Consider the following 20,246-nt stretch of genomic DNA (forward strand, 5'->3'; position numbering starts at 1 on the left):
GCCCGTGCTGCCGCGTCAACGGCATCGCGAACGCGTCATGATCCCGTGGTAGAGCGATGCGGCTCGTGAACGCGATTGGCGAGGACTGGCCGATTGAAGATCTTCTCGTCCCGCCGTGACCTGCTCAAAGCGTCGATCATCGCCGCACCGGCGCTGCTGGCGACGCCCTTGCGCGCGGCCAGCCAGCTGCTCATGGAGACGCTGTTCACCCTCGGCGTCGCCTCGGGCGATCCCAGCGCCGACGGCATGGTGCTGTGGACGCGCCTGGCACCGCGGCCGCTGGAGGCCGGCGGCGGGATGCCGCCGCATCCGGTACGCGTTCATTGGCAGGTCGCCGAAGACGACAAATTCGCGCGGATCGTGCGGTCCGGAACCAGTCTCGCGGTTCCGGAGAGTGCGCACTCCATCCATGTCGAAGTGTCCGGCCTGCGCCCGGCTCGCGTGTATTTCTACCGCTTCCTCGCATCCCGGCAGAGCAGTCCGGTCGGACGGACACGCACGGCACCGGCCGCGGGGGCCACGGTCGACGGCCTGCGGTTCTGCTTTGGCTCATGCCAGAAATACGAATCCGGCCACTATGCCGCGTGGAGCCATGTCGTCGCGGAAGACCCCGACCTGATCGTGTTCCTCGGCGACTATATCTACGAAGGCGCACCTACGGACGGCGGCGTCCGCCGGCACCTCGACCCGGAACCGCGCGATGTCGCCGGCTATCGGACGCGCTACGCCACCTACAAGCTCGACCCGCAATTGCAGGCCGCGCATGCAGCCGCGCCGTGGATCTCGACATGGGACGATCACGAGGTCGCCAACGACTATGCCGGGGACCTCGACGAGAAGAACGGCGACCGCGCGCTGTTCCTGAAGCGTCGCGCCGCCGCCTACCAGGTCTATTGGGAGCATATGCCGTTGCGCGCCGCGGCGCGGCCGACGGGTCCGGATAGTCGGCTGTACCGGACGCTGGACTGGGGTCGCCTGGCGCAGTTCCAGGTCATCGACGACCGGCAATTTCGGGGTGCCCGGGCCTGCCAGCCGCCCGAGCTGCTGGCGGCGCATCTCCCGTACCTGTCGGGCGTCCTCGATTGTCCGCAGCGGCACGATCCGGCGCGGACCATGCTCGGCGACAGCCAGGAGGCGTGGCTGATGCAGGCGCTGGCCAGCACGCACGCGCGCTGGAACCTGCTGGCGCAGCAGACTTTGATGGCGCCGTTCGCGCTGATCGACCCGACCCATCCCGAGCGCGGCGCGACGCTGCACCCGGCCGACCGCTGGGAAGGCTATCCAGCGGCGCGCGACCGTATCTTCCGGCGCTGGGCCGAGGCCGGCACACCGAACCCGGTCGTGCTCAGCGGCGATATCCACGCCTTCACGGCCGCCGACATTCACCACCCCGACACGCCCGACGGCCCGGCGATCGCCGCCGAGTTCGTCGGCGGGTCGATTACCTCGCTTAACCACCATCCGGCGTGGCGCGACGAAGCCAAGGCCAACCCGCACATTCGTTTTGCCGAGAACGAGGTCCGCGGCTACGCCCGCGTCGACCTGAGCGACAAGGGCGGCGAAGTTCTTTTCCGTGGCCTCGCCGACGCCCGCGACCCGGCGTCGGCAGCGTCGACCATCGCAAAATTCGAACTCGAGGCCGGTCGCGGCGGGATCGCCGGCAACAGCTGACGCGCCTCGGCTGCCCTAGAGTCAGGGCTTCCGAAATTTGTAGATGAACTGGTCGGTCGTACCGCGGACGGCGGGATCGAACACCTTCTTGGTGTGCGTGTCGGCGGGGTTGGCAAGCAGGCGGCTCTCGCCGACGAAGCGGAACCCAGCTGCCGTCACTTCCGCCTTCACCGCCGCCGGGTCGATACGGTGCAGCGTGTCGGTGTCGCGATGGCCGCTGCCGGGCTCAGCGGCGTGATCGATGATCAGGTAGATGCCGCCGGGCTTGAGCGCCGCGAACACCGCCTTGTTGAGTGTCGCCGGATCGACCGGCCCCATGAACTTGTCCACGTAGTCATGATAATTCTGCGCGGTGAAGACGAGATCGACCTTCTCGGGCGTCGCGAACGCAGCGGCGGGTTGGTCGAGCACGCTGACGTTCGCGTAGCCCGGCGACGCCACCAGCGCCCGGTAGGGGCCGGGCTCGTCGTCGTCGACCTTGGCGTATTCGGCGGGCCAGACGCCGTAGACGTGACCCTTGGGGCCGACCGACTTGGCCAGCAGGCGCGTCCAGTAGCCGCCGCCGGGGATCAGGTCGACGACCTTGCTGCCGGGGCGAACGCCGGCGAACGCGAGGATTTCGGGGCCGTGGCGCTTGGCGTCCTGCGCGGCCTGGTCGCTGCGCGCGGGATCGGCGGCGGCGCTGGCGATGTTGGCGGGGAGGGCCGACGACGCGCCGGCCGCGCCGCCGCCAAGGGCACCCAGCAGGCAAGTGGCAAGCAGGAATCGGTAGCTAGGCATAAAGTTCGAACCTTTTGGTTGGACTCGCCCATCGCAGGCTATTTCCGCCGCTGGCGTGAACAGTTTTCGGCCAACCGCCAACCGGCGTCGACCAACACCCGATCGCCCGATGCGCCACCGGAGCACGCAGGCTATGCCTGGGTGATGACGACCGAAGACACCGCCACGCCGCTCGCGCCCCGCATCGCACTGATTTCGATCGCCTCCTTCTGGGCGTTCTATTTCGCGATCTGGTCGGTGCGCGGCGTGGTGCTCTACAGTCACCACCAAGTCAGCATGCTCGGCACGCGGGCGATCGTGTCGCTGGGCAGCGCCGCGGTCACCGTGGTCTTCTATCTGCTGATGCGGCGCGTCATGGCGACCAGCCTGACGCGCACCATAGGCCTCGCGCTGGTGCTCGCGCTGCCTGCCGCGGTCCTGTATTCCGGGCTAAACTGGTACATGTTCGACCACCTCGGCGAAGGTAAGTCGATGCGGTGGAGCTGGTCCGCGTCACCGTCGACGACGGCCCCCACATCACCCCCACCATCGGTACCGGGGTCGATGTCGGTGAGCGTCGGCATGACGCCGCCCGGCTGGAGCGACGATATGACCCCGCTCCAGGCGATCGCGGACCAGGCCGGCAACGGCTATTTCTTCTTCATCGCGTGGGCGGCGTTGTACCTGGCGCTGTGCTACGCGGCCGAGATCGGCGCGCTCGAGCGGCGGACTGCAACGCTGCGCGCCGCTGCGCAATCCGCCGAGCTGAGGGCACTGCGCTACCAGGTCAACCCGCATTTCCTGTTCAACACGTTGAACGCGCTGTCGTCGCTGGTGCTCGGTGGCAAAAGTGAGCAGGCCGAGCAGATGATCATCAACCTCGCGACCTTCTTTCGGACCAGCCTGACCGGCGATCCGACCGAGGACGTCCGGTTGTCGGAGGAGATCAACTTGCAGCGGCTGTACCTCGATATCGAGCGAGTGCGTTTTCCCGACCGCCTGCTCGTCGCCATCGACGTGCCCGACGCCTTGCTCGCGGTCTGCATTCCCGGGCTTATCCTGCAGCCGCTCGTCGAGAATGCGGTCAAGCACGCGGTCTCACGATCGCCGCGGCCGATAACGATCCGCATCGCGGCGCATGAGGTCGGGGCTGGGCTGACGCTCGCTGTCGAGAATGACGGTGATCCGGTGGCTTCCGAACGTGGCGAGCCCGGTTCCGGCGTCGGTCTGCGCAACGTTTGCGACCGACTGGCGGCGCGCTACGGCAATGCCGCCACCTGCAATTGGGGCCCAAAGCCCGGCGGCGGCTTCGCGGTTCATCTGACGCTGCCGCTGGTCCGTGATGGCTGCTGAGCCGCCGCTGCGCACGCTGATTGTCGACGACGAACCGCTGGCGATCGAGCGGTTGCAGATACTCTGCGCGCAGATCGCCGGGATCGAGCTTGTTGGCACGGCTTCGGACGGCGAGGCGGCGCTTCGGATGATCACGGCGCTGCTACCGCAACTGGTGCTGCTCGATATCTCGATGCCCGGGCTCGACGGGCTCGGCGTGGCGCGCGCGCTGGAAGGCAGGGCGAAGCGCCCGGCGATCATCTTCTGCACAGCCTTCGACCAGTTCGCGGTGGCGGCGTTCGATGTGGCGGCGGTCGGTTATCTGCTCAAGCCGGTTTCGCCCGATCAACTGGCGCGGACGGTGGCGCGCGTCGCCGAGACACTGCGCGCCGCCGGTGCGGCGCCAGACGCGTCACCGAGCTGGATCGAGGAGTTCTGGGTGCCGCATCGCTCCGAGGTGATCCGTATCGCCGCGATCGACATCGACCGGGTCGAGGCTGAGCGTGACTATATGCGGCTCCACATCGGCGCGCGCAGCTTCCTGCTGCACCAGACGATCAGTGCGCTCGAGCAGCGGCTCGATCCGGCGCGTTTCATCCGGCTGCACCGCTCGACTATCGTCCGGCGCGACCGGATCGCTAAGCTTCACCACGACGGTCTCGGCACGTGGTACGCGGTCCTGAGCGACGCGAGCGAGATGCGCATCGGGCGGAGCTATCTCGCCGCCGTGCGTACGCTCATGGGGCGCGGATAAACGGCCGGCGGTGCGGTAGCCTCAAGAAGCGGAGAGCCAGCTCCCATTGTCGCTGGCGGCATAGCCCTTGCCCGAGCGCGCATCGGCGATCGCCATCTGCATCTGCGGCATTGCCTTCGTCATCGCGGCTGCGCGGCATTCGCGTATCGCCGACAAGGCCCTGAGATCGCGCGGATCGGCCTCACCGCAGACGAGGCCGACCGCGCGTGTGATGCGGCCATGTAGCGCCTGCTCGCCCGCCAGCGTCGTAAGATTGAGGTCGGCGGTATGGACGGTCACGCTGCCCGTCGCCGGCCTGGCGAGCGCGGGTGCCGCTGCGAGCCCGCAAAGCCCGAGTGACAGGATTGTGCGGCTGATGACTTTGGACATGATCGAGGCTCCTTGGCGGGCGGGGGGTATTCAGCGACGGCCCGGGGAATGGGGTCGCCGAAGCCCTTGCTAGGCAGGCCTCGCGGTCGATGCGCGGCGCTTTCGATTGAGCGCCGATAGCGGTCGATCAATCTCGAACGGCGTCGACAAACGGTGGATGGTCTTCGACGAGGGTCGGTGGGTAGGACCGACGCTCATCAGCCCTAGTCACGAACGCACTCGGGCGCTCCGGATCGCGCCGGTGATCGCCGCCCGCAGCGGGGTCGGCCGCAAGTCGGAGTCAAACGGGCAGCCGCGTTGTGGCAGGCCGTCCGACCTCGGCACAAATCGCTGCAGCCATGACGAGCCATTATCCAGGCCCCAGCAGAGAATGTCCCTCACACCGGGCTGATCGAGCGTGACGTCGAGGAACGCGCGGGCCGTATCGGCGACGATCCGGTCTCGGCGGCCAATGTCCGAAGGTGCACGCCGGTCATCGATATCGAACTCCGTGACCAGCATCCCGTAGCCCAGGTCGTGGACCTCCTGGAGGAAGTCGCGCCAGATCTTTTGACTGGCAACGAGCTCCGACCCGACATCACCTCCAGGCACGGCGATATGCCCCTGGATGCCGAGGGCGTCGCAGGGAACGCTACGGGCCTTCATCCCCTCGAGCAACGCAAGGACGCCCCGGCGATGGGCGTCGCCGTCCGGGCCCCAGTGCATGTAATCGTTGTAGACGAGCTGTGCCGCGGGTGACGTGCGGCGCGACGCCGCGAACGTGACATCGAGTAGCCTATCGCCGAGGATGCGGGTCGCTACGGTGTCTCGCATCGAGCCGGTTTCGGGTTGGACCGTCTCGTTAACGACATCCCACGAGCGCACCGCGCGAAAGTGTTCGAGCATCGCCTGGATATGCGCCCCGAGAAGACCCTCAAGCGCGACGGCAGGAGCCGCGCCGAATGGGTAGTTGGCCAGCCAAGCCGGCACGTATTTAGGCTGATTCCAGAATAGGGAGTGGCCGCGCAGCGCAATGTCGTGATCAGCCGCATATGCCGCCACCTTGTCGGCGGGCTCGAAGTCGAACGCGACCCCGTGTTTGTGGACCGATCCGAACTTGAACTCGTTCTCGGCGACGAGAATGCTGGATTCGGACGCCGCCAGGGCACCACGCCGGCTTCCGGAAGACGCCGCATTGACTGCAGTCCCGAAGCGCATGCCCTTGGCCGCCGCGATGTCCCGCAGCGCGGGGCTGGGCGTCGCTGTGATCAACTCCGCCAGCGGCTCGCAGCTCGCAAGCGCCAAGGCTCCAACCCCGGCAAGTGCCGTTCGACGGGAAAACGAGCTTGGTGCGGCAACGGTCATGCCATCGCGCCGATCCCTGCCCTCGTCGTCGCCCATAGCCGCGTTTCCCGATTGCACCGCGAACGATGGCACCACCGATAACACGTTTGATACCGGTCGACATTTCGCGACGCGACGATGTCGAACCCGGCGGCGGACTTGCCGCGACGGTCCGGGGCCGGTGCCAGCGCCCGGAAGGCCTGGCAACCATCCGGTCGGCGAAGCGCGGTCGTCAGCGTGACGCGGCTGCCCAGCTCGAAACCATTGGGGACTTATTCCCCGATCATCGCTTCCGGCCGCACGACCTCGCGGAACCGCGCCTCGTCGATCAGCCCGAGCGCGAGTGCCGCATCGAGCAGGCTTGTGCCCTCGTGGTGGGCGTGCTTGGCGATCTTGGCGGCGTTGTCGTAGCCGATCTCCGGGGCGAGCGCGGTGACCAGCATCAGCGAGCGCTCGACGAGCTCGGCGATGCGCGCGCGGTTCGGGGTCATGCCGTCGACCATGCGCAGGCGGAAGCTGTCGATCGCGTCGGACAAGAGTTCGATCGAGCGCAGCACGTTGTAGACCATCACCGGCTTGAAGACGTTGAGCTCGAGGTGGCCCTGCATGCCACCGACGGTGACCGCGACGTGGTTGCCCATGACCTGCGCGGCGACCATGGTCAGTGCCTCGGCCTGGGTCGGGTTGACCTTGCCGGGCATGATCGAGCTGCCGGGCTCGTTCTCGGGCAGGCTGAGCTCGCCGAGGCCGGAGCGCGGCCCCGAGCCGAGCAGGCGCAGGTCGTTGGCGATCTTGGTGACCCCGACCGCGATGACGTTGAGCACGCCCGACGCCTCGACCATCGCGTCGTGGGTGGCCAGCGCCTCGAACTTGTTGGGCGCGGACACCCACGGCACGCCGCCGGTGACCTCGGCGAGCGCGGTGCAGAAGGCCTCGCCGAAGCCCTTGGGCGCGTTCAGCCCGGTGCCGACGGCGGTGCCGCCCTGAGCGAGGCGCGACAGGCGCGGCCACAGCGCGACGACGCGGTCGGCGTTGTCCTCCAGCGTCTGCGCATAGGCCGACATCTCCTGGCCGAGGGTCACCGGTGTGGCATCCTGCAAATGGGTGCGGCCGATCTTGACGATGCCGCTCCACTCGCTCTCGTGCTTGCGGAACGAGGTGGCGAGGCTGCGCAGCGCCGGCAGCAGGCGGTCGCGGGCCTGCAGCGCGACCGAGACGTGCATCGCAGTCGGGAAGGTGTCGTTCGACGATGCGCTCATGTTGACGTGGTCGTTGGGGTGGACCGGCGACTTGCCGCCGCGGGTCCCGGTCAGCATCTCGTTGGCGCGGCCGGCGATGACCTCGTTGGCGTTCATGTTGGACTGGGTGCCGCTGCCGGTCTGCCAGACGACGAGCGGGAACTGGTCGTCGTGCTTGCCGTCGGCGACCTCGGCCGCGGCGGCCTCGATGGCGTCGGCGATCCTCGCGTCGAGCCCGTGCTGGCGGTTGACCCGGGCGGCGGCGAGCTTGATCTTGCCGAGCGCGTGGACCACCGGAAGCGGCATCCGATCGCCGATGCCGCCGATCGGGAAATTGCCGATCGAGCGCTGCGTCTGCGCACCCCAATAGACGCTGGCGTCGACATCGATCGGACCGAAGCTGTCGGTCTCGCTGCGGGTGGTCATGCGCGTGTCTCCATCGCTATCGTCCCGACAGGCGCCGGAACACTGATTGCTTTGCGCGCTGTGTCGCGGGAGTTTGCCCGGATGGCAACCGGCTGGGTCGTGCGACCTCGCAGGCTAGCCCCTGCTCGCCGTAATCGCGTTCGCCGGTTCGACAAGATGCGCGCGCGAGGGGCCTGGTTCGAACCCGTCGGTGAAATACTGGGTTTCCTGCGCGACCAGACCGTCCTCGAACTCCATGATGCTCACGACATACGATGGACGGTCGTCGTAGGTCAGGATGAGCTCGGTGATCCAGAGGGCCCCTGAACCGGTAATCCGCCGGACCGTGAAACGCTTGTGGCTCGGCTGAACGGCACGGCTTTCCCGGATGTTGTGCCGGCCACGGATACGCTCGCCAGACTGGGGGTAAAACAGCAGCGCGTCCTCGCGGTAAATCTCGTGCTCTGCCGCGAAGTCGTTGGCGTCCGAGGCTTCCCAGTGGCGCTCCAGCGCCGCGGCTATGAAACGATCATTCACCATGACCTCGCAGCGAAGCGCCTCGACCGGGAGCTATCATTCGGCTGCAGAGCGCAGAGGCGCGCAATCCTATTTCTTCCGAAATCGATCCAGCGTGACGACGTTCGACCCGTCCTCGACCGGGGGCGGCGGCGGCGCGGCCTCGGGTACGGCGGCAACGGCGGCCTCGCCCTCCTTGGGCTGGAACTGGAGCGCGAAGTTGACCGCTGGGTCGACGAAGCCGGTGACCGCGTCGAAGGGGATCACCAGCTTTGCCGGGACCTGGTTGAAGCTCAGCCCGATCTGGAACTTGTGGTCGTCGATCGCGAGGTCCCAGTAGCGATGCTGGATGATGACGGTCATCTCCTCGGGATAGCGCTCCAGCAGGTGCTTGGGCATCTCCACGCCCGGGTATCGGGTCCGAAAGGCGATGTAGAAATGGTGGCTGCCGGGCAGCCCGCCCTCGGCATCGATGCGATCGAGCACGCGCCGGACGACCGAACGCAACGCGTCCTGGACGATCTCGTCGTAGGGGATCAGGCTGTCGGCAGTGGTGTCGTTCACGACTCGGCTCCGGGGTCTGGCGGCAAGCTTACGGCATCGACCCCCCCGGCGTCATCCCCACGCAACAACGTCGTGTCGAGCGGACGTTCGGGTTGCTGCGTCACGCAGGGTTCGGGCTGGCTCAAGGGAAAGTGGGGAGCTTCTGTTGCTCGGTGCTCCCCAAACCGCCGGTTTCCACTTCTGTTGCCCGGTGTGGCCCGTACCGCGCTTTCGGCCAGTGTAACTTAGTCCGTTAGGACCGGGTTACGCTGCGATTGCGAATGCCTCGTTGTCGTTGGCATTTAGGAGTTAGAACGGTTTAACGGCTCATTCAGGCCGGGCAAATACGTCGTCTTTGAATGCACGTCGATCCTGTTTCGGCCCCGCACGTCCCGCGACAACCGGGGGAGATTGGTGGAGCCGCCGGGTACCGCCCCCGGGTCCGAACATCTATTTCACGACACAATTTATCACCATAGTCGGCCGCTAAGCCGACTCCGCCAAGATAGGCGAACGGGCGTGTTTTGCAACCACGGCGCGGTAATGACCGAGCAGCGTCGCATTGATCGCGTCCCAATCGTAGGTCGCGGCCCGCGCAAGGCCCGCCTGGCCAACCGCGGCGCGCTTCGCCGGATTCTCGACCAGAGCTTGGATCGCGTCGGCAAACGCGGTCGCATCGCCGGGCGGGACGAGCGCGCCCGTAACTCCGTCGACGACGAGGCAGGTGTTGCCGGTGGCGTCGGCGGCGATCACCGGCAGGCCGCTCGCCATCGCCTCAAGGGTGACGTTGCCGAAGGTCTCGGTGGTCGACGGGTTGAGCATCATGTCGGCCGACGCATAGGCGCGGGGCAGCGCCAGCCCGCCGAGGAAGCCGGTCAGCACGGCTTCCGGCACCTGCGCCTGGAACTTGGCGCGGGCCGGGCCGTCGCCGACCACCATCAGCCGGTGGGGCACGCCGCGGCGGGTCAACTCGGCCATCGTCGCGGCGACGACGTCGAGGCCCTTTTCGGGGACTAGCCGCCCGACGAAGGCAATCGTTGGCTCCTCGATGCCGATGCCGAGACCGCGCCGCCACACCAGGTCGCGCCGGGTCGGGGTGAAGCGGGTCTTGTCGATGCCGCGGCTCCAGACCTTGATGCGGTCCGACATGCCCTGCGCGAGGAGAACCTCGGCAAAGCCTTCGGAGGTCGCGTAGATCTCGTCGAGGTCGTGATAGAAGCGGCGCAGGTGGCGCTCTGCCCAGCGCCGCAGGAAGGCGAGGCCATAGAAGGCGAAATAGGTCTCGAAGCGGGTGTGGACCGACGACACCACGGGCACGCCGGCGTGCTTGGCCCATTTCTTGACGCTGAAGCCGAGTGAATCGGGTGCGGCGAGGTGGACCAATGTCGGTGCGAACGCCTCGAGGTCGCGCCGCGTCTCGGCCCCGAGCGGCTTGGCATAACGGTAGTCGGGGCGCAGCGGAATCCGCCACGCCGGAACCGATATCAGCGTACCCGACGGTTCGAACGCCGGGAACGCGGTGGTCGGCGAATAGACCCGAACCGCTATACCCTGGCGCTCAAGATAGTCGACGAGCTTGTTGAGCGCCTGGTTGGCACCGTCGCGGACGTAATTATAGTTTCCGGAGAACAGCGCGACACGGAGCTCCGGCGCAGTGGGCGCGGATTTGGGGACGGGGAGCGGCAACACGACGTTCATGGGCGGCGCATAGCACGTCCGGGGCGGGACCCGACAATGATACGGTCGGTCACCGCCCGATGCGGACCAGCGCGCTCGCGGCCCAGTCGTACATCCGGGCCTGGTCGGCGCGTTGCTGGCGGCTCAGCCGGCGGGCACGGTCGCCGACTTCGCGGAGCAATTGCCGGGCCTCGCCGGTGCGCCCGGCCGCCATCAGCAAATTGGCGTAGCGGCAGCGCACCTCCTCGCCCGGGACACGCGCGACGAGGTCGGCGTAGATCGGCATCGCCTCCGGTGCGCGTCCGACAGCTTCGAGGACCTTGGCCCGAAGCAACGCATTGCGGCCGCCGTCGCTCGATTCCGCCGTCGGCAGCGCCTCGGCGACCTGAAGCGCACGGGCGGCGTTGCCGGAGTCGAGCAACGCGCTTCCCAGCTTTAACAACGTGCTGACATTGCCCGACTGAATGCCGCCGAGCGCCGCCTCGTAGCGGACGATGGCATCGCCGGCCCGATCGAGTTCGACCAGCGCGTCTGCGACCGGGCGTGGTTGAGCGGCGTGTCGGCGAGGTCGAGCGCATCGCGGGCGGCGCGGAGCTGGCGCTCCGGGGCGAGCGCCTTGGCGACCCGGCCGCGCGCCGCGGCGGCGGTCCGCCCGCCCCACAGGCCGGGTGCGATCTCGATGACGAAATAGGCGATGCAGCCCGGTCTCGACAGCATCACCGCGGCCAGCACCCAGGCCTGGTTGCGGCCGTGGCGGATGACGTGAACCACGGTCAGCACCTGGATCAGCACCGACAAGACGACGAGACCCATGCGCATACCCCCGAATGTCGTTACTGAAGCGTTACGCTTTCGACGAGGTCAAGCGGCCACGAAAAAGCCCCGCCGGATTGCTCCGGCGGGGCTGGTTCGTTGGTCCGCGGTGCGGAGGCTAGCCCCCGACGACCTCCCCGAGCGGGCTCGGGATCGGTGCGGCGGGGATCGGCACGGCGACCGGGGTAGCTGCTGCCAGCTTCTGCGCCTGGGTCGCCCGCAGCGCCGCATCGCGCGACGTCGCGGTAACCCGGGCCCGGGCCAAAGCAGCACCGGTACCGGCCGGGATCAGGCGGCCGACGATGACGTTCTCCTTGAGCCCGGTCAGGGTGTCGATCTTGCCCTGGACAGCAGCCTCGGTGAGGACGCGCGTCGTCTCCTGGAACGAGGCGGCCGAGATGAACGACTTGGTCTGCAGCGATGCCTTCGTGATCCCGAGCAGGACGGGCTTGCCCTCGGCGTGGATCTGCTTCTTCTCGAGCTTGGCGTTCTCGGCTTCCATCTCGAGCCGGTCGACCTGTTCGCCGACCAGCATCGTGGTGTCACCCGACTTGGTGATCTCGACCTTCTGCAGCATCTGGCGAACGATCACCTCGATGTGCTTGTCGTTGATCTTCACGCCCTGCAGACGATAGACCTCCTGGATCTCGGCACACAGATACTCGGCCAACGGCTCGATCCCGAGCACGTCGAGAATGTCGTGCGGGTTCGGGTTGCCGTCGATCAGGTAATCGCCGCGCCGGACATAGTCGCCTTCCTGGACGGCGACGTGCCGGCCCTTGGGCACCAGGTACTCGGCGACGTCGGCACCGGCCTCCTCCGGACGGATGCTGATCCGGCGCTTGGTTTTGTAGTCCTTGCCGAACTCGACGCGGCCGTTGATCCGGGCGATCACGGCGTTGTCCTTGGGGATACGCGCCTCGAACAGCTCGGCGACGCGCGGCAGACCACCGGTGATGTCGCGGGTCTTGGCAGCCTCACGCGGAATGCGGGCGACGACGTCACCGGCCTCCACGTCCTGGCCGTCGTTGACCGACAGAATGGCATCGACCGCGAGCAGGTAACGCGCACTCTCGCCGCTGCTCTCGTCGAGCAACGTGATACGGGGGCGCAGGTCGTCCTTCTTGTTGATCGAGCGCCAGTCCTGCACGACCTTCTGGGCGATACCGGTCGCATCGTCGACGTTCTCGGACATCGAGACGCCTTCGATGAGGTCCTGGTATTTGATCTTGCCCGACTTCTCGGTGATCACCGGCAGGGTGTACGGATCCCAGTCGGCCAGGCGGTCGCCCTTCGCCACGATCGCGTCATGCAGGTGCATAAGCGTCGCGCCGTACGGGATGCGGTGGATCGAGCGCTCGCGACCGTCGTCGTCCATCAGCACCAGTTCACCGTTGCGCCCCATCGAGATGTTGCGCCCGCGCGAGTCGCGGATGGTGTGCAGGTTGCGGAGATGGACCTTGCCGTCGACCGGAGCATCGAGCGTCGACTGCTCGCTGACCTGCGCCGCACCACCGATGTGGAAGGTACGCATGGTCAGCTGGGTGCCGGGCTCGCCGATCGACTGTGCCGCGATGACGCCGACCGCTTCGCCGGTGTTGACCGGGGTACCGCGGGCGAGGTCGCGACCGTAGCAGGTCGCGCAGACGCCGATCTTTGTCTCGCAGACCAGCGGCGACCGGATCTTCACTTCCGGCACCGCGGCCTTCTCGATCCGCGTCACGTCGACTTCGCTGAGCAGCATGCCCGCCGGTGCGATGACCTCGCCGGTCTTCGCGTCGACGACGTCGTCGAGCACGGTGCGGCCCAGGATACGCTCGCCGAGCGAGACGATCGTGCTGCCGCCCTCGACGATCGCCTTCATGACGAGGCCGCGGGTGGTGCCGCAATCGTCCTCGAAGACGACGCAGTCCTGCGACACGTCGACGAGGCGACGCGTCAGGTAGCCCGAGTTGGCGGTCTTCAACGCGGTGTCCGCGAGACCCTTGCGGGCGCCGTGGGTCGAGTTGAAGTACTCAAGGACTGTCAGGCCTTCCTTGAAGTTCGAGATGATCGGGGTCTCGATGATCTCGCCCGACGGCTTGGCCATCAGGCCGCGCATGCCGGCAAGCTGCTTCATCTGCGCCTGCGAGCCACGGGCACCCGAGTGGGCCATCATGTAGATCGAGTTGATCTGCATTTCACGACCGTCCGGATCGACCTTCTTGGCGCTGATCTCCTTCATCATCGCGTCCGCGACCTGGTCGCCGCAACGCGCCCAAGCATCGACGACCTTGTTGTACTTCTCACCCTGGGTGATCAGGCCGTCCTGGTACTGCTGCTCATAGTCCTTGACCTGCGCCTTGGTCGCATCGACCGTGGTGATCTTGCTGGCGGGGATGACCATGTCGTCCTTGCCGAAGCTGATCCCCGCCATGAAGGCGTGCTTGAAGCCCAACGCCATGATGGCGTCGGCGAACAGCACGGTCTCCTTCTGGCCGGTGTGCCGGTAGACCTCGTCGATGACGTCGCCGATGTCCTTCTTGGTGAGGAGCCGGTTGATCGTCTCGTAGGGCACCTTGTGGTTCTTCGGCAGCGTCTCGCCGAGCAGCATGCGGCCCGGCGTGGTCTCGACGCGGCGGAGGACCATGTTGCCCTCTTCGTCGGTGGTCTCGACGCGCGCCGTAATCTTCGAGTGGAGGGTGACCGCCTTCGCCTGCAGGGCCTGGTGGACCTCGCTGATGTTGGCGAACTTCATCCCCGCGCCGGGCTCGCCGTCACGGTCCATCGACAGGTAGTACAGGCCCAGCACCATGTCCTGCGACGGCACGATGATCGGCTTGCCGTTCGCGGGCGACAGGATGTTGTTGGTCGACATCATCAGGACGCGCGCTTCCAACTGGGCCTCGAGGCTCAGCGGGACGTGGACGGCCATCTGGTCGCCGTCGAAGTCGGCGTTGAAGGCCGAGCAGACCAGCGGGTGCAGCTGGATCGCCTTGCCCTCGATCAGGACCGGCTCGAACGCCTGGATGCCCAGGCGGTGCAGCGTCGGGGCACGGTTCAGCAGCACGGGGTGCTCGCGGATAACCTCGTCGAGGATGTCCCAGACTTCCTTGCGCTCCTTCTCGACCCACTTCTTCGCCTGCTTGAGGGTCATCGACAGACCCTTGGCGTCGAGGCGCGAGTAGATGAACGGCTTGAACAGCTCGAGCGCCATCTTCTTCGGCAGGCCGCACTGGTGCAGCTTCAACTCAGGCCCGGTGACGATGACCGAACGACCCGAATAGTCGACGCGCTTGCCGAGCAGGTTCTGGCGGAAGCGGCCCTGCTTGCCCTTGAGCATGTCGGACAGCGACTTCAGCGGACGCTTGTTGGCACCGGTGATGGTGCGGCCACGGCGACCGTTGTCGAACAGGGCGTCGACCGCCTCCTGCAGCATGCGCTTCTCGTTGCGGACGATGATGTCCGGGGCGCGCAGCTCGATCAGGCGCTTCAACCGGTTGTTGCGGTTGATGACGCGGCGGTACAGGTCGTTCAAGTCCGACGTCGCGAAGCGGCCACCGTCCAGCGGCACCAGCGGACGCAGCTCGGGCGGGATCACCGGCACGACCTGCAGCACCATCCACTCGGGCTTGTTGCCGCTCTCGATGAAGGACTCGACGACCTTCATGCGCTTGATGATCTTCTTGGGCTTCAGCTCCGACTTGGTCGTCGCCAGCTCCTCGCGCAGGACCACCATCTCGCCCTCGAGGTCCATTTCCTCGAGCAGCTTGCGGATCGCCTCGGCGCCGATGCCGGCCTGGAAGCCGTCCTCGCCATACTCGTCCTGTGCGGTCGCCAACTCGTCCTCGGTCAGGAGGTCGAACTTCTTCATCGGCGTCATGCCGGGCTCGAGCACGACGTACTGCTCGAAGTACAGCACGCGCTCGAGATTTTTGAGCGGCATGTCGAGAAGCATGCCGATGCGCGACGGCAGCGACTTCAGGAACCAGATGTGCGCGACCGGGGCGGCCAGCTCGATATGGCCCATGCGCTCACGGCGGACCTTCGAGACGGTGACCTCTACGCCGCACTTCTCGCAGACGATGCCCTTGTACTTCATGCGCTTGTACTTGCCGCACAGGCACTCGTAGTCCTTGATCGGACCGAAGATGCGCGCGCAGAACAGGCCGTCGCGCTCGGGCTTGAACGTCCGGTAGTTGATGGTCTCGGGCTTCTTGATCTCGCCGAACGACCAGCTGCGGATCTTGTCCGGGCTGGCGAGCGAGATCTGGATCTGGTCGAACGTCTCCGGCTTCGCGGCCGGGTTGAAGAAGTTCATCAGTTCCTGGTTCATGGGTACCGTCCTTCTAATCCTTCCCTCCCCCCTTGAGGGGGAGGGACAGCCGCCTCTTCGGCGGCAGGGAGAGGGGTCGGGGCTCAACCCCTCACCCTGGTCGCCAAGCGGCGACCTGTCCCTCCCCCTCAAGGGGGGAGGGACCCGGTTCTTAGTTCACTCGACCTTCTCGGCGTTCTGGAGCTCGACGTTGAGCCCCAGCGAGCGCATTTCCTTGACGAGCACGTTGAAGCTCTCCGGAATGCCGGCCTCGAAGGTGTCGTCGCCCTTGACGATCGCTTCGTAGACCTTGGTACGGCCGATGACGTCGTCCGACTTGACGGTGAGCATTTCCTGCAAGGTGTAGGCGGCGCCGTAGGCCTGCAAGGCCCACACCTCCATCTCACCGAACCGCTGCCCACCGAACTGCGCCTTACCACCGAGCGGCTGCTGGGTGACGAGGCTGTACGGCCCGATCGAGCGTGCGTGGATCTTGTCGTCGACCAGGTGGTGGAGCTTGAGCATGTAGATGTAGCCCACGGTCACCTTGCGGTCGAACATGTCGCCCGTGCGGCCGTCGAACAGCTCGACCTGACCCGAGGCATCGAGCCCGGCCAGTTCCAGCATGCCCGACACGTCGGCTTCACGCGCCCCGTCGAACACCGGCGTCGCCATCGGCACGCCGAGCGAGAGGTTCTGGGCAAGCGCGCCCATGTCTTCCTCGCTCATGCCGGCGATGTCGTCGTCGTACTGCGAACCATAGATCGACTTCAGCTTCTCGCGCAGCTCACCGGTGTTGTCGGTGTGCAGGCCCTTCGCCTTGGCGTGGATGTCCTCGAGCATCTGGCCGATCTGCTTGCCGAGACCGCGAGCGGCCCAGCCCAGATGGGTTTCGAAGATCTGCCCGACGTTCATCCGGCTCGGCACGCCGAGCGGGTTGAGCACGATGTCGACCGGGGTACCGTCCTCGAGGAACGGCATGTCCTCCTGCGGGAGAATCCGCGAGATGACGCCCTTGTTGCCGTGACGGCCAGCCATCTTGTCGCCCGGCTGCAGCTTGCGCTTCACCGCGACGAAGACCTTGACCATCTTGAGCACGCCCGGCGGCATTTCGTCACCGGACTGGAGCTTGCCCTTCTTGTCGTCGAGGCGCGCGTCGATGTTGCCCTGCGCGTCTTCCCACTGGCCCTTCAGGGCCTCGAGGTCGGACTGGCGCGCATCGTCGGCGACACCGAACTTCCACCACTCACGGCGCGGGGTCTCTTCGAGCAGCGCGGCATCGACGACGCCGCCCTTCTTGAAGCCCTTGGGACCGGCTGCGAGTGTCTGGCCCATCAGCATGTCGCGCAGGCGGGCGTAGGTCGCACGGTCGAGGATGCCGCGCTCGTCGGCGGCGTCCTTGTCGAGCCGGTCGATTTCCTCGCGCTCGATCTGGAGCGCGCGCTCGTCCTTGTCGATGCCGTGGCGGTTGAACACCCGGACCTCGACGACCGTCCCGGCAACGCCCGGCGGCAGCTTGAGCGAGGTGTCGCGGACGTCGGAGGCCTTCTCGCCGAAGATGGCGCGGAGGAGCTTTTCCTCCGGCGTCATCGGCGACTCGCCCTTCGGCGTGATCTTGCCGCACAGGATGTCGCCCGGCTCGACCTCGGCCCCGATGTAGACGATGCCGGCCTCGTCGAGGTTGCGGAGCGCTTCCTCGCCGACGTTCGGAATGTCGCGGGTGATGTCCTCCGGCCCGAGCTTGGTATCGCGGGCCATGACCTCGAACTCCTCGATGTGGATCGAGGTGAAGACGTCTTCCTTGACGATCTTCTCGTTGATGAGGATCGAGTCCTCGTAGTTGTAGCCGTTCCACGGCATGAACGCGACGAGGGCGTTGCGGCCCAGCGCCAGTTCACCGAGCTCGGTCGACGGGCCGTCGGCGATGATGTCGCCCTTGCGGACGATATCGCCGACCGTGACCAGCGGACGCTGGTTGATGCAGGTCGACTGGTTCGAGCGCTGGAACTTCATCAGCGTGTAGATGTCGACCCCGGATTTGCCGGCGGCGACGTCCTCGGTGGCGCGGATCACGATGCGCGTCGCGTCGACCTGGTCGATGATGCCGGTCCGGCGTGCGGCGATGGCGGCGCCGCTGTCACGCGCGACAGTGCCCTCCATGCCGGTGCCGACGAACGGTGCCTCGGCCTTGACCAGCGGCACCGCCTGCCGCTGCATGTTCGAGCCCATCAGCGCGCGGTTGGCGTCGTCGTTCTCGAGGAACGGGATCAGCGACGCGGCGACCGACACCAGCTGCTTCGGACTGACGTCCATCAGCGTGATGTTGTTCTTCGGGCTCATCAGGAACTCGCCCGCTTCACGCGACGAGATCAGTTCCTCGACGAAGCTGCCCTCGCCGTCGACTTCGGCGTTGGCCTGCGCGATCGTGTGCTTGGCCTCCTCCATCGCCGACAGATAGACGACGTCGTCGGTCAATTTGTGGTCGACGACCTTGCGGTACGGCGTCTCGATGAAGCCGTACTTGTTGACGCGGCTGAAGGTCGCGAGGCTGTTGATCAGGCCGATGTTCGGGCCTTCCGGAGTCTCGATCGGGCAGATCCGGCCGTAGTGGGTCGGATGGACGTCGCGGACTTCGAAGCCCGCACGCTCGCGGGTAAGACCGCCCGGCCCGAGGGCCGAGACGCGACGCTTGTGGGTGACTTCCGACAGTGGGTTGGTCTGGTCCATGAACTGCGACAGCTGCGAGGAGCCGAAGAATTCACGCACCGCGGCGACCGCCGGCTTGGCATTAATCAGGTCGTTGGGCATGACGGTGTCGATATCGACCGACGACATGCGTTCCTTCACGGCGCGCTCCATGCGGAGCAGGCCGACGCGGTACTGGTTCTCGAGCAACTCGCCGACCGAACGCACGCGCCGGTTGCCGAGGTTGTCGATGTCGTCGATCTCGCCCTTGCCGTCCTTGAGGTTCACGAGCGTCTTGACGACCTCGAGGATGTCCTCGCGGCGCAGCACGGTCATGTCGTCGGCGACATCGAGGCCCATGCGCATGTTCATCTTTACGCGACCGACGGCCGAAAGGTCGTAGCGGTCGGGATCGAAGAACAGGCCGTAGAACATCGACTCTGCGGTCTCCCGCGTCGGCGGCTCGCCGGGGCGCATGACACGGTAGATCTCGGACAGCGCGTGGTCGCGCTCTTCGACCTTGTCGGCCATCAGAGTGTTGCGGATCCACGGACCGACCGAGACGTGGTCGATGTCGAGGAGTTCGATCGAGGTCTGGCCCGACTGGTCGATCTTCTCGAGGTTTTCGGCGGTGAGTTCGTCACCGGCCTCGATGTAGATCTCGCCGGTGGCCTCATTGATCAGGTCGAACGCCGAGTAGCGGCCGAAGATTTCCTCGGTCGGGATCAGCAGCGTGGTCAGGCCGTCGGTAACCGCCTTGCGGGCGACGCGCGGCGTGATCTTGGTGCCGAGCGGGAACACGACTTCGCCGGTCTCGCCGTTGACGATATCGAAGCTCGGCTTCTGGCCGCGCCAGTTGGCCTCGACGAAGGGCACGACCCAGCCGGCCTCGCCGCTCGAGCCGGCGGTTGCCGACTTGCCGTGGCCGCGGACCCAGACGACGCGCTTGTAGAACTCGTTGAGGATTTCCTCCGAGTTATAGTTCAGCGCGTAGAACAGGCTGGTGACCGGGAGCTTGCGCTTGCGGTCGATGCGGACGTTGACGATGTCCTTGGCGTCGAACTCGAAGTCGAGCCACGAGCCGCGGTACGGGATGACCCGCGCCGCGAACAGGAATTTGCCCGACGAGTGCGTCTTGCCACGGTCGTGGTCGAAGAACACGCCCGGCGAACGGTGCATCTGGCTGACGATGACGCGCTCGGTGCCGTTGATGATGAAGGTGCCGTTGCCCGTCATCAGGGGCATGTCGCCCATGTAGACGTCCTGCTCCTTGATATCGAGGACCGACCGCGCCTCGGTGTCGGCGTCCACTTCGAACACGATAAGACGCAGCGTGACGCGCATCGGCGCCGCATAGGTCATGCCGCGCTGACGACACTCGTCGGTGTCGTACTTGGGATCCTCGAGCTCGTAATGAACGAAGTCGAGTTCGGCGGTGCCGGCGAAGTCGCGGATCGGGAACACCGAGCGCAGCGTCTTCTCGAGGCCCGAGACGTATCCGTCCTGGGGGCGCGAGCGCAGAAAATGCTCATAGCTTTCGCGCTGGACCTCGATGAGGTTCGGCATCTGCACGACCTCATGGATCTTGCCGAAGGTCTTGCGGATGCGCTTTTTCGCCGTGAACTGCGCGAGCTGCGTTGCCATGCGTCTTAGTGTCCTCATTACCGCCGCGAGGAGGCACGCCCCCACGCGAAAAAGTGCGTGCCCGGGGCTCTCCGGACCGCACCGTTAGCGTGATGAAACCTTGACCCTGTCCCAATTCTGCGCGGCGGGGTCGCTTAACCTGCCGTGTCCCGGGACCGGGAAAGGCGGCCGATAGCGCGAGCGTCACGCAACCGACCGGGATGTCTGTGTAGCGGCTATATAG

General features: G+C 66.3%; 14 protein-coding genes and 1 other RNA gene. 3 read left to right on the forward strand and 12 right to left on the reverse strand.

Going from position 1 to position 20,246, the window contains the following annotated elements; translation table 11 throughout:
* Positions 1-192: 192 nt before the first annotated feature.
* A complete protein-coding gene (locus KX816_00560; protein ID QXQ08319.1) occupies positions 193-1,671 on the forward strand; it encodes an alkaline phosphatase D family protein in 1,479 nt (492 codons plus the stop codon).
* 21 nt (positions 1,672-1,692) lie between these two features.
* Here KX816_00560 and KX816_00565 read toward each other — a convergent pair whose 3' ends face one another.
* Positions 1,693-2,451 (reverse strand): methyltransferase, encoded by a 759-nt coding sequence (locus KX816_00565; protein ID QXQ06617.1) that lies wholly within the window; start codon positions 2,449-2,451, stop codon positions 1,693-1,695.
* A 144-nt stretch (positions 2,452-2,595) separates the two neighbouring features.
* Here KX816_00565 and KX816_00570 point away from each other — a divergent pair, with 144 nt between their 5' ends.
* Positions 2,596-3,783, forward strand: a complete 1,188-nt coding sequence (locus KX816_00570) for a histidine kinase (protein QXQ08320.1) — start codon at positions 2,596-2,598, stop codon at positions 3,781-3,783.
* Entirely contained in the window at positions 3,773-4,516 is a 744-nt protein-coding gene (locus KX816_00575) for a LytTR family DNA-binding domain-containing protein (protein QXQ06618.1), read from the forward strand. Before KX816_00570 ends, KX816_00575 begins: the two co-directional genes overlap by 11 nt.
* A gap of 21 nt (positions 4,517-4,537) precedes the next feature.
* Here KX816_00575 and KX816_00580 read toward each other — a convergent pair whose 3' ends face one another.
* From KX816_00580 to rpoB, 11 genes are all read right to left on the reverse strand, one after another.
* The gene (locus KX816_00580; protein ID QXQ06619.1) at positions 4,538-4,885 is read right to left on the reverse strand and encodes a UrcA family protein; all 348 of its coding nucleotides are present in this window, start codon (positions 4,883-4,885) and stop codon (positions 4,538-4,540) included.
* A gap of 207 nt (positions 4,886-5,092) precedes the next feature.
* Entirely contained in the window at positions 5,093-6,265 is a 1,173-nt protein-coding gene (locus KX816_00585; protein QXQ06620.1) for an endo-1,4-beta-xylanase, read from the reverse strand.
* 215 nt (positions 6,266-6,480) lie between these two features.
* Positions 6,481-7,872, reverse strand: coding sequence for a class II fumarate hydratase (fumC, locus tag KX816_00590; GenBank protein ID QXQ06621.1), 1,392 nt, complete (start codon positions 7,870-7,872; stop codon positions 6,481-6,483).
* Between the two features lie 114 nt (positions 7,873-7,986).
* Entirely contained in the window at positions 7,987-8,388 is a 402-nt protein-coding gene (locus KX816_00595) for a nuclear transport factor 2 family protein (GenBank protein QXQ08321.1), read from the reverse strand.
* A gap of 69 nt (positions 8,389-8,457) precedes the next feature.
* Positions 8,458-8,931, reverse strand: coding sequence for a hypothetical protein (locus KX816_00600; protein QXQ06622.1), 474 nt, complete (start codon positions 8,929-8,931; stop codon positions 8,458-8,460).
* A gap of 130 nt (positions 8,932-9,061) precedes the next feature.
* Positions 9,062-9,444, reverse strand: a transfer-messenger RNA (tmRNA) gene (gene ssrA, locus KX816_00605).
* Positions 9,397-10,608 carry a glycosyltransferase family 1 protein gene (locus tag KX816_00610; GenBank protein ID QXQ06623.1) on the reverse strand — a complete coding sequence of 404 codons (1,212 nt, stop codon included), beginning with the start codon at positions 10,606-10,608 and terminating at the stop codon, positions 9,397-9,399. The genes ssrA and KX816_00610 overlap by 48 nt, the downstream gene beginning before the upstream one ends.
* 49 nt (positions 10,609-10,657) lie before the next feature.
* Positions 10,658-11,008 carry a hypothetical protein gene (locus tag KX816_00615; GenBank protein ID QXQ06624.1) on the reverse strand — a complete coding sequence of 117 codons (351 nt, stop codon included), beginning with the start codon at positions 11,006-11,008 and terminating at the stop codon, positions 10,658-10,660.
* 14 nt (positions 11,009-11,022) lie between these two features.
* Positions 11,023-11,406, reverse strand: a complete 384-nt coding sequence (locus KX816_00620; protein ID QXQ06625.1) for a hypothetical protein — start codon at positions 11,404-11,406, stop codon at positions 11,023-11,025.
* A 112-nt stretch (positions 11,407-11,518) separates the two neighbouring features.
* Positions 11,519-15,715 (reverse strand): DNA-directed RNA polymerase subunit beta', encoded by a 4,197-nt coding sequence (gene rpoC, locus KX816_00625; protein ID QXQ06626.1) that lies wholly within the window; start codon positions 15,713-15,715, stop codon positions 11,519-11,521.
* A 156-nt stretch (positions 15,716-15,871) separates the two neighbouring features.
* Positions 15,872-20,023: a DNA-directed RNA polymerase subunit beta gene (gene rpoB / locus KX816_00630; protein QXQ06627.1), complete on the reverse strand. Its 4,152-nt coding sequence runs from the start codon at positions 20,021-20,023 to the stop codon at positions 15,872-15,874.
* Positions 20,024-20,246 lie beyond the last annotated feature (223 nt).

Source organism: Sphingosinicellaceae bacterium (assembly GCA_019285715.1).
In the GTDB taxonomy this organism is placed as follows: Bacteria; Pseudomonadota; Alphaproteobacteria; order Sphingomonadales; family Sphingomonadaceae; genus Glacieibacterium.

What these genes read in the sequence shown, in the direction of transcription:
- KX816_00560 (QXQ08319.1), top strand. Translation starts at nt 193, where the DNA reads ATGGAGACGCTGTTCACCCTCGGCGTCGCCTCGGGCGATCCCAGCGCC.
- KX816_00565 (QXQ06617.1), bottom strand. Translation starts at nt 2,451, where the DNA reads ATGCCTAGCTACCGATTCCTGCTTGCCACTTGCCTGCTGGGTGCCCTT.
- KX816_00570 (QXQ08320.1), top strand. Translation starts at nt 2,596, where the DNA reads ATGACGACCGAAGACACCGCCACGCCGCTCGCGCCCCGCATCGCACTG.
- KX816_00575 (QXQ06618.1), top strand. Translation starts at nt 3,773, where the DNA reads ATGGCTGCTGAGCCGCCGCTGCGCACGCTGATTGTCGACGACGAACCG.
- KX816_00580 (QXQ06619.1), bottom strand. Translation starts at nt 4,885, where the DNA reads ATGTCCAAAGTCATCAGCCGCACAATCCTGTCACTCGGGCTTTGCGGG.
- KX816_00585 (QXQ06620.1), bottom strand. Translation starts at nt 6,265, where the DNA reads ATGGGCGACGACGAGGGCAGGGATCGGCGCGATGGCATGACCGTTGCC.
- fumC (QXQ06621.1), bottom strand. Translation starts at nt 7,872, where the DNA reads ATGACCACCCGCAGCGAGACCGACAGCTTCGGTCCGATCGATGTCGAC.
- KX816_00610 (QXQ06623.1), bottom strand. Translation starts at nt 10,608, where the DNA reads ATGAACGTCGTGTTGCCGCTCCCCGTCCCCAAATCCGCGCCCACTGCG.
- KX816_00620 (QXQ06625.1), bottom strand. Translation starts at nt 11,406, where the DNA reads ATGCGCATGGGTCTCGTCGTCTTGTCGGTGCTGATCCAGGTGCTGACC.
- rpoC (QXQ06626.1), bottom strand. Translation starts at nt 15,715, where the DNA reads ATGAACCAGGAACTGATGAACTTCTTCAACCCGGCCGCGAAGCCGGAG.
- rpoB (QXQ06627.1), bottom strand. Translation starts at nt 20,023, where the DNA reads ATGGCAACGCAGCTCGCGCAGTTCACGGCGAAAAAGCGCATCCGCAAG.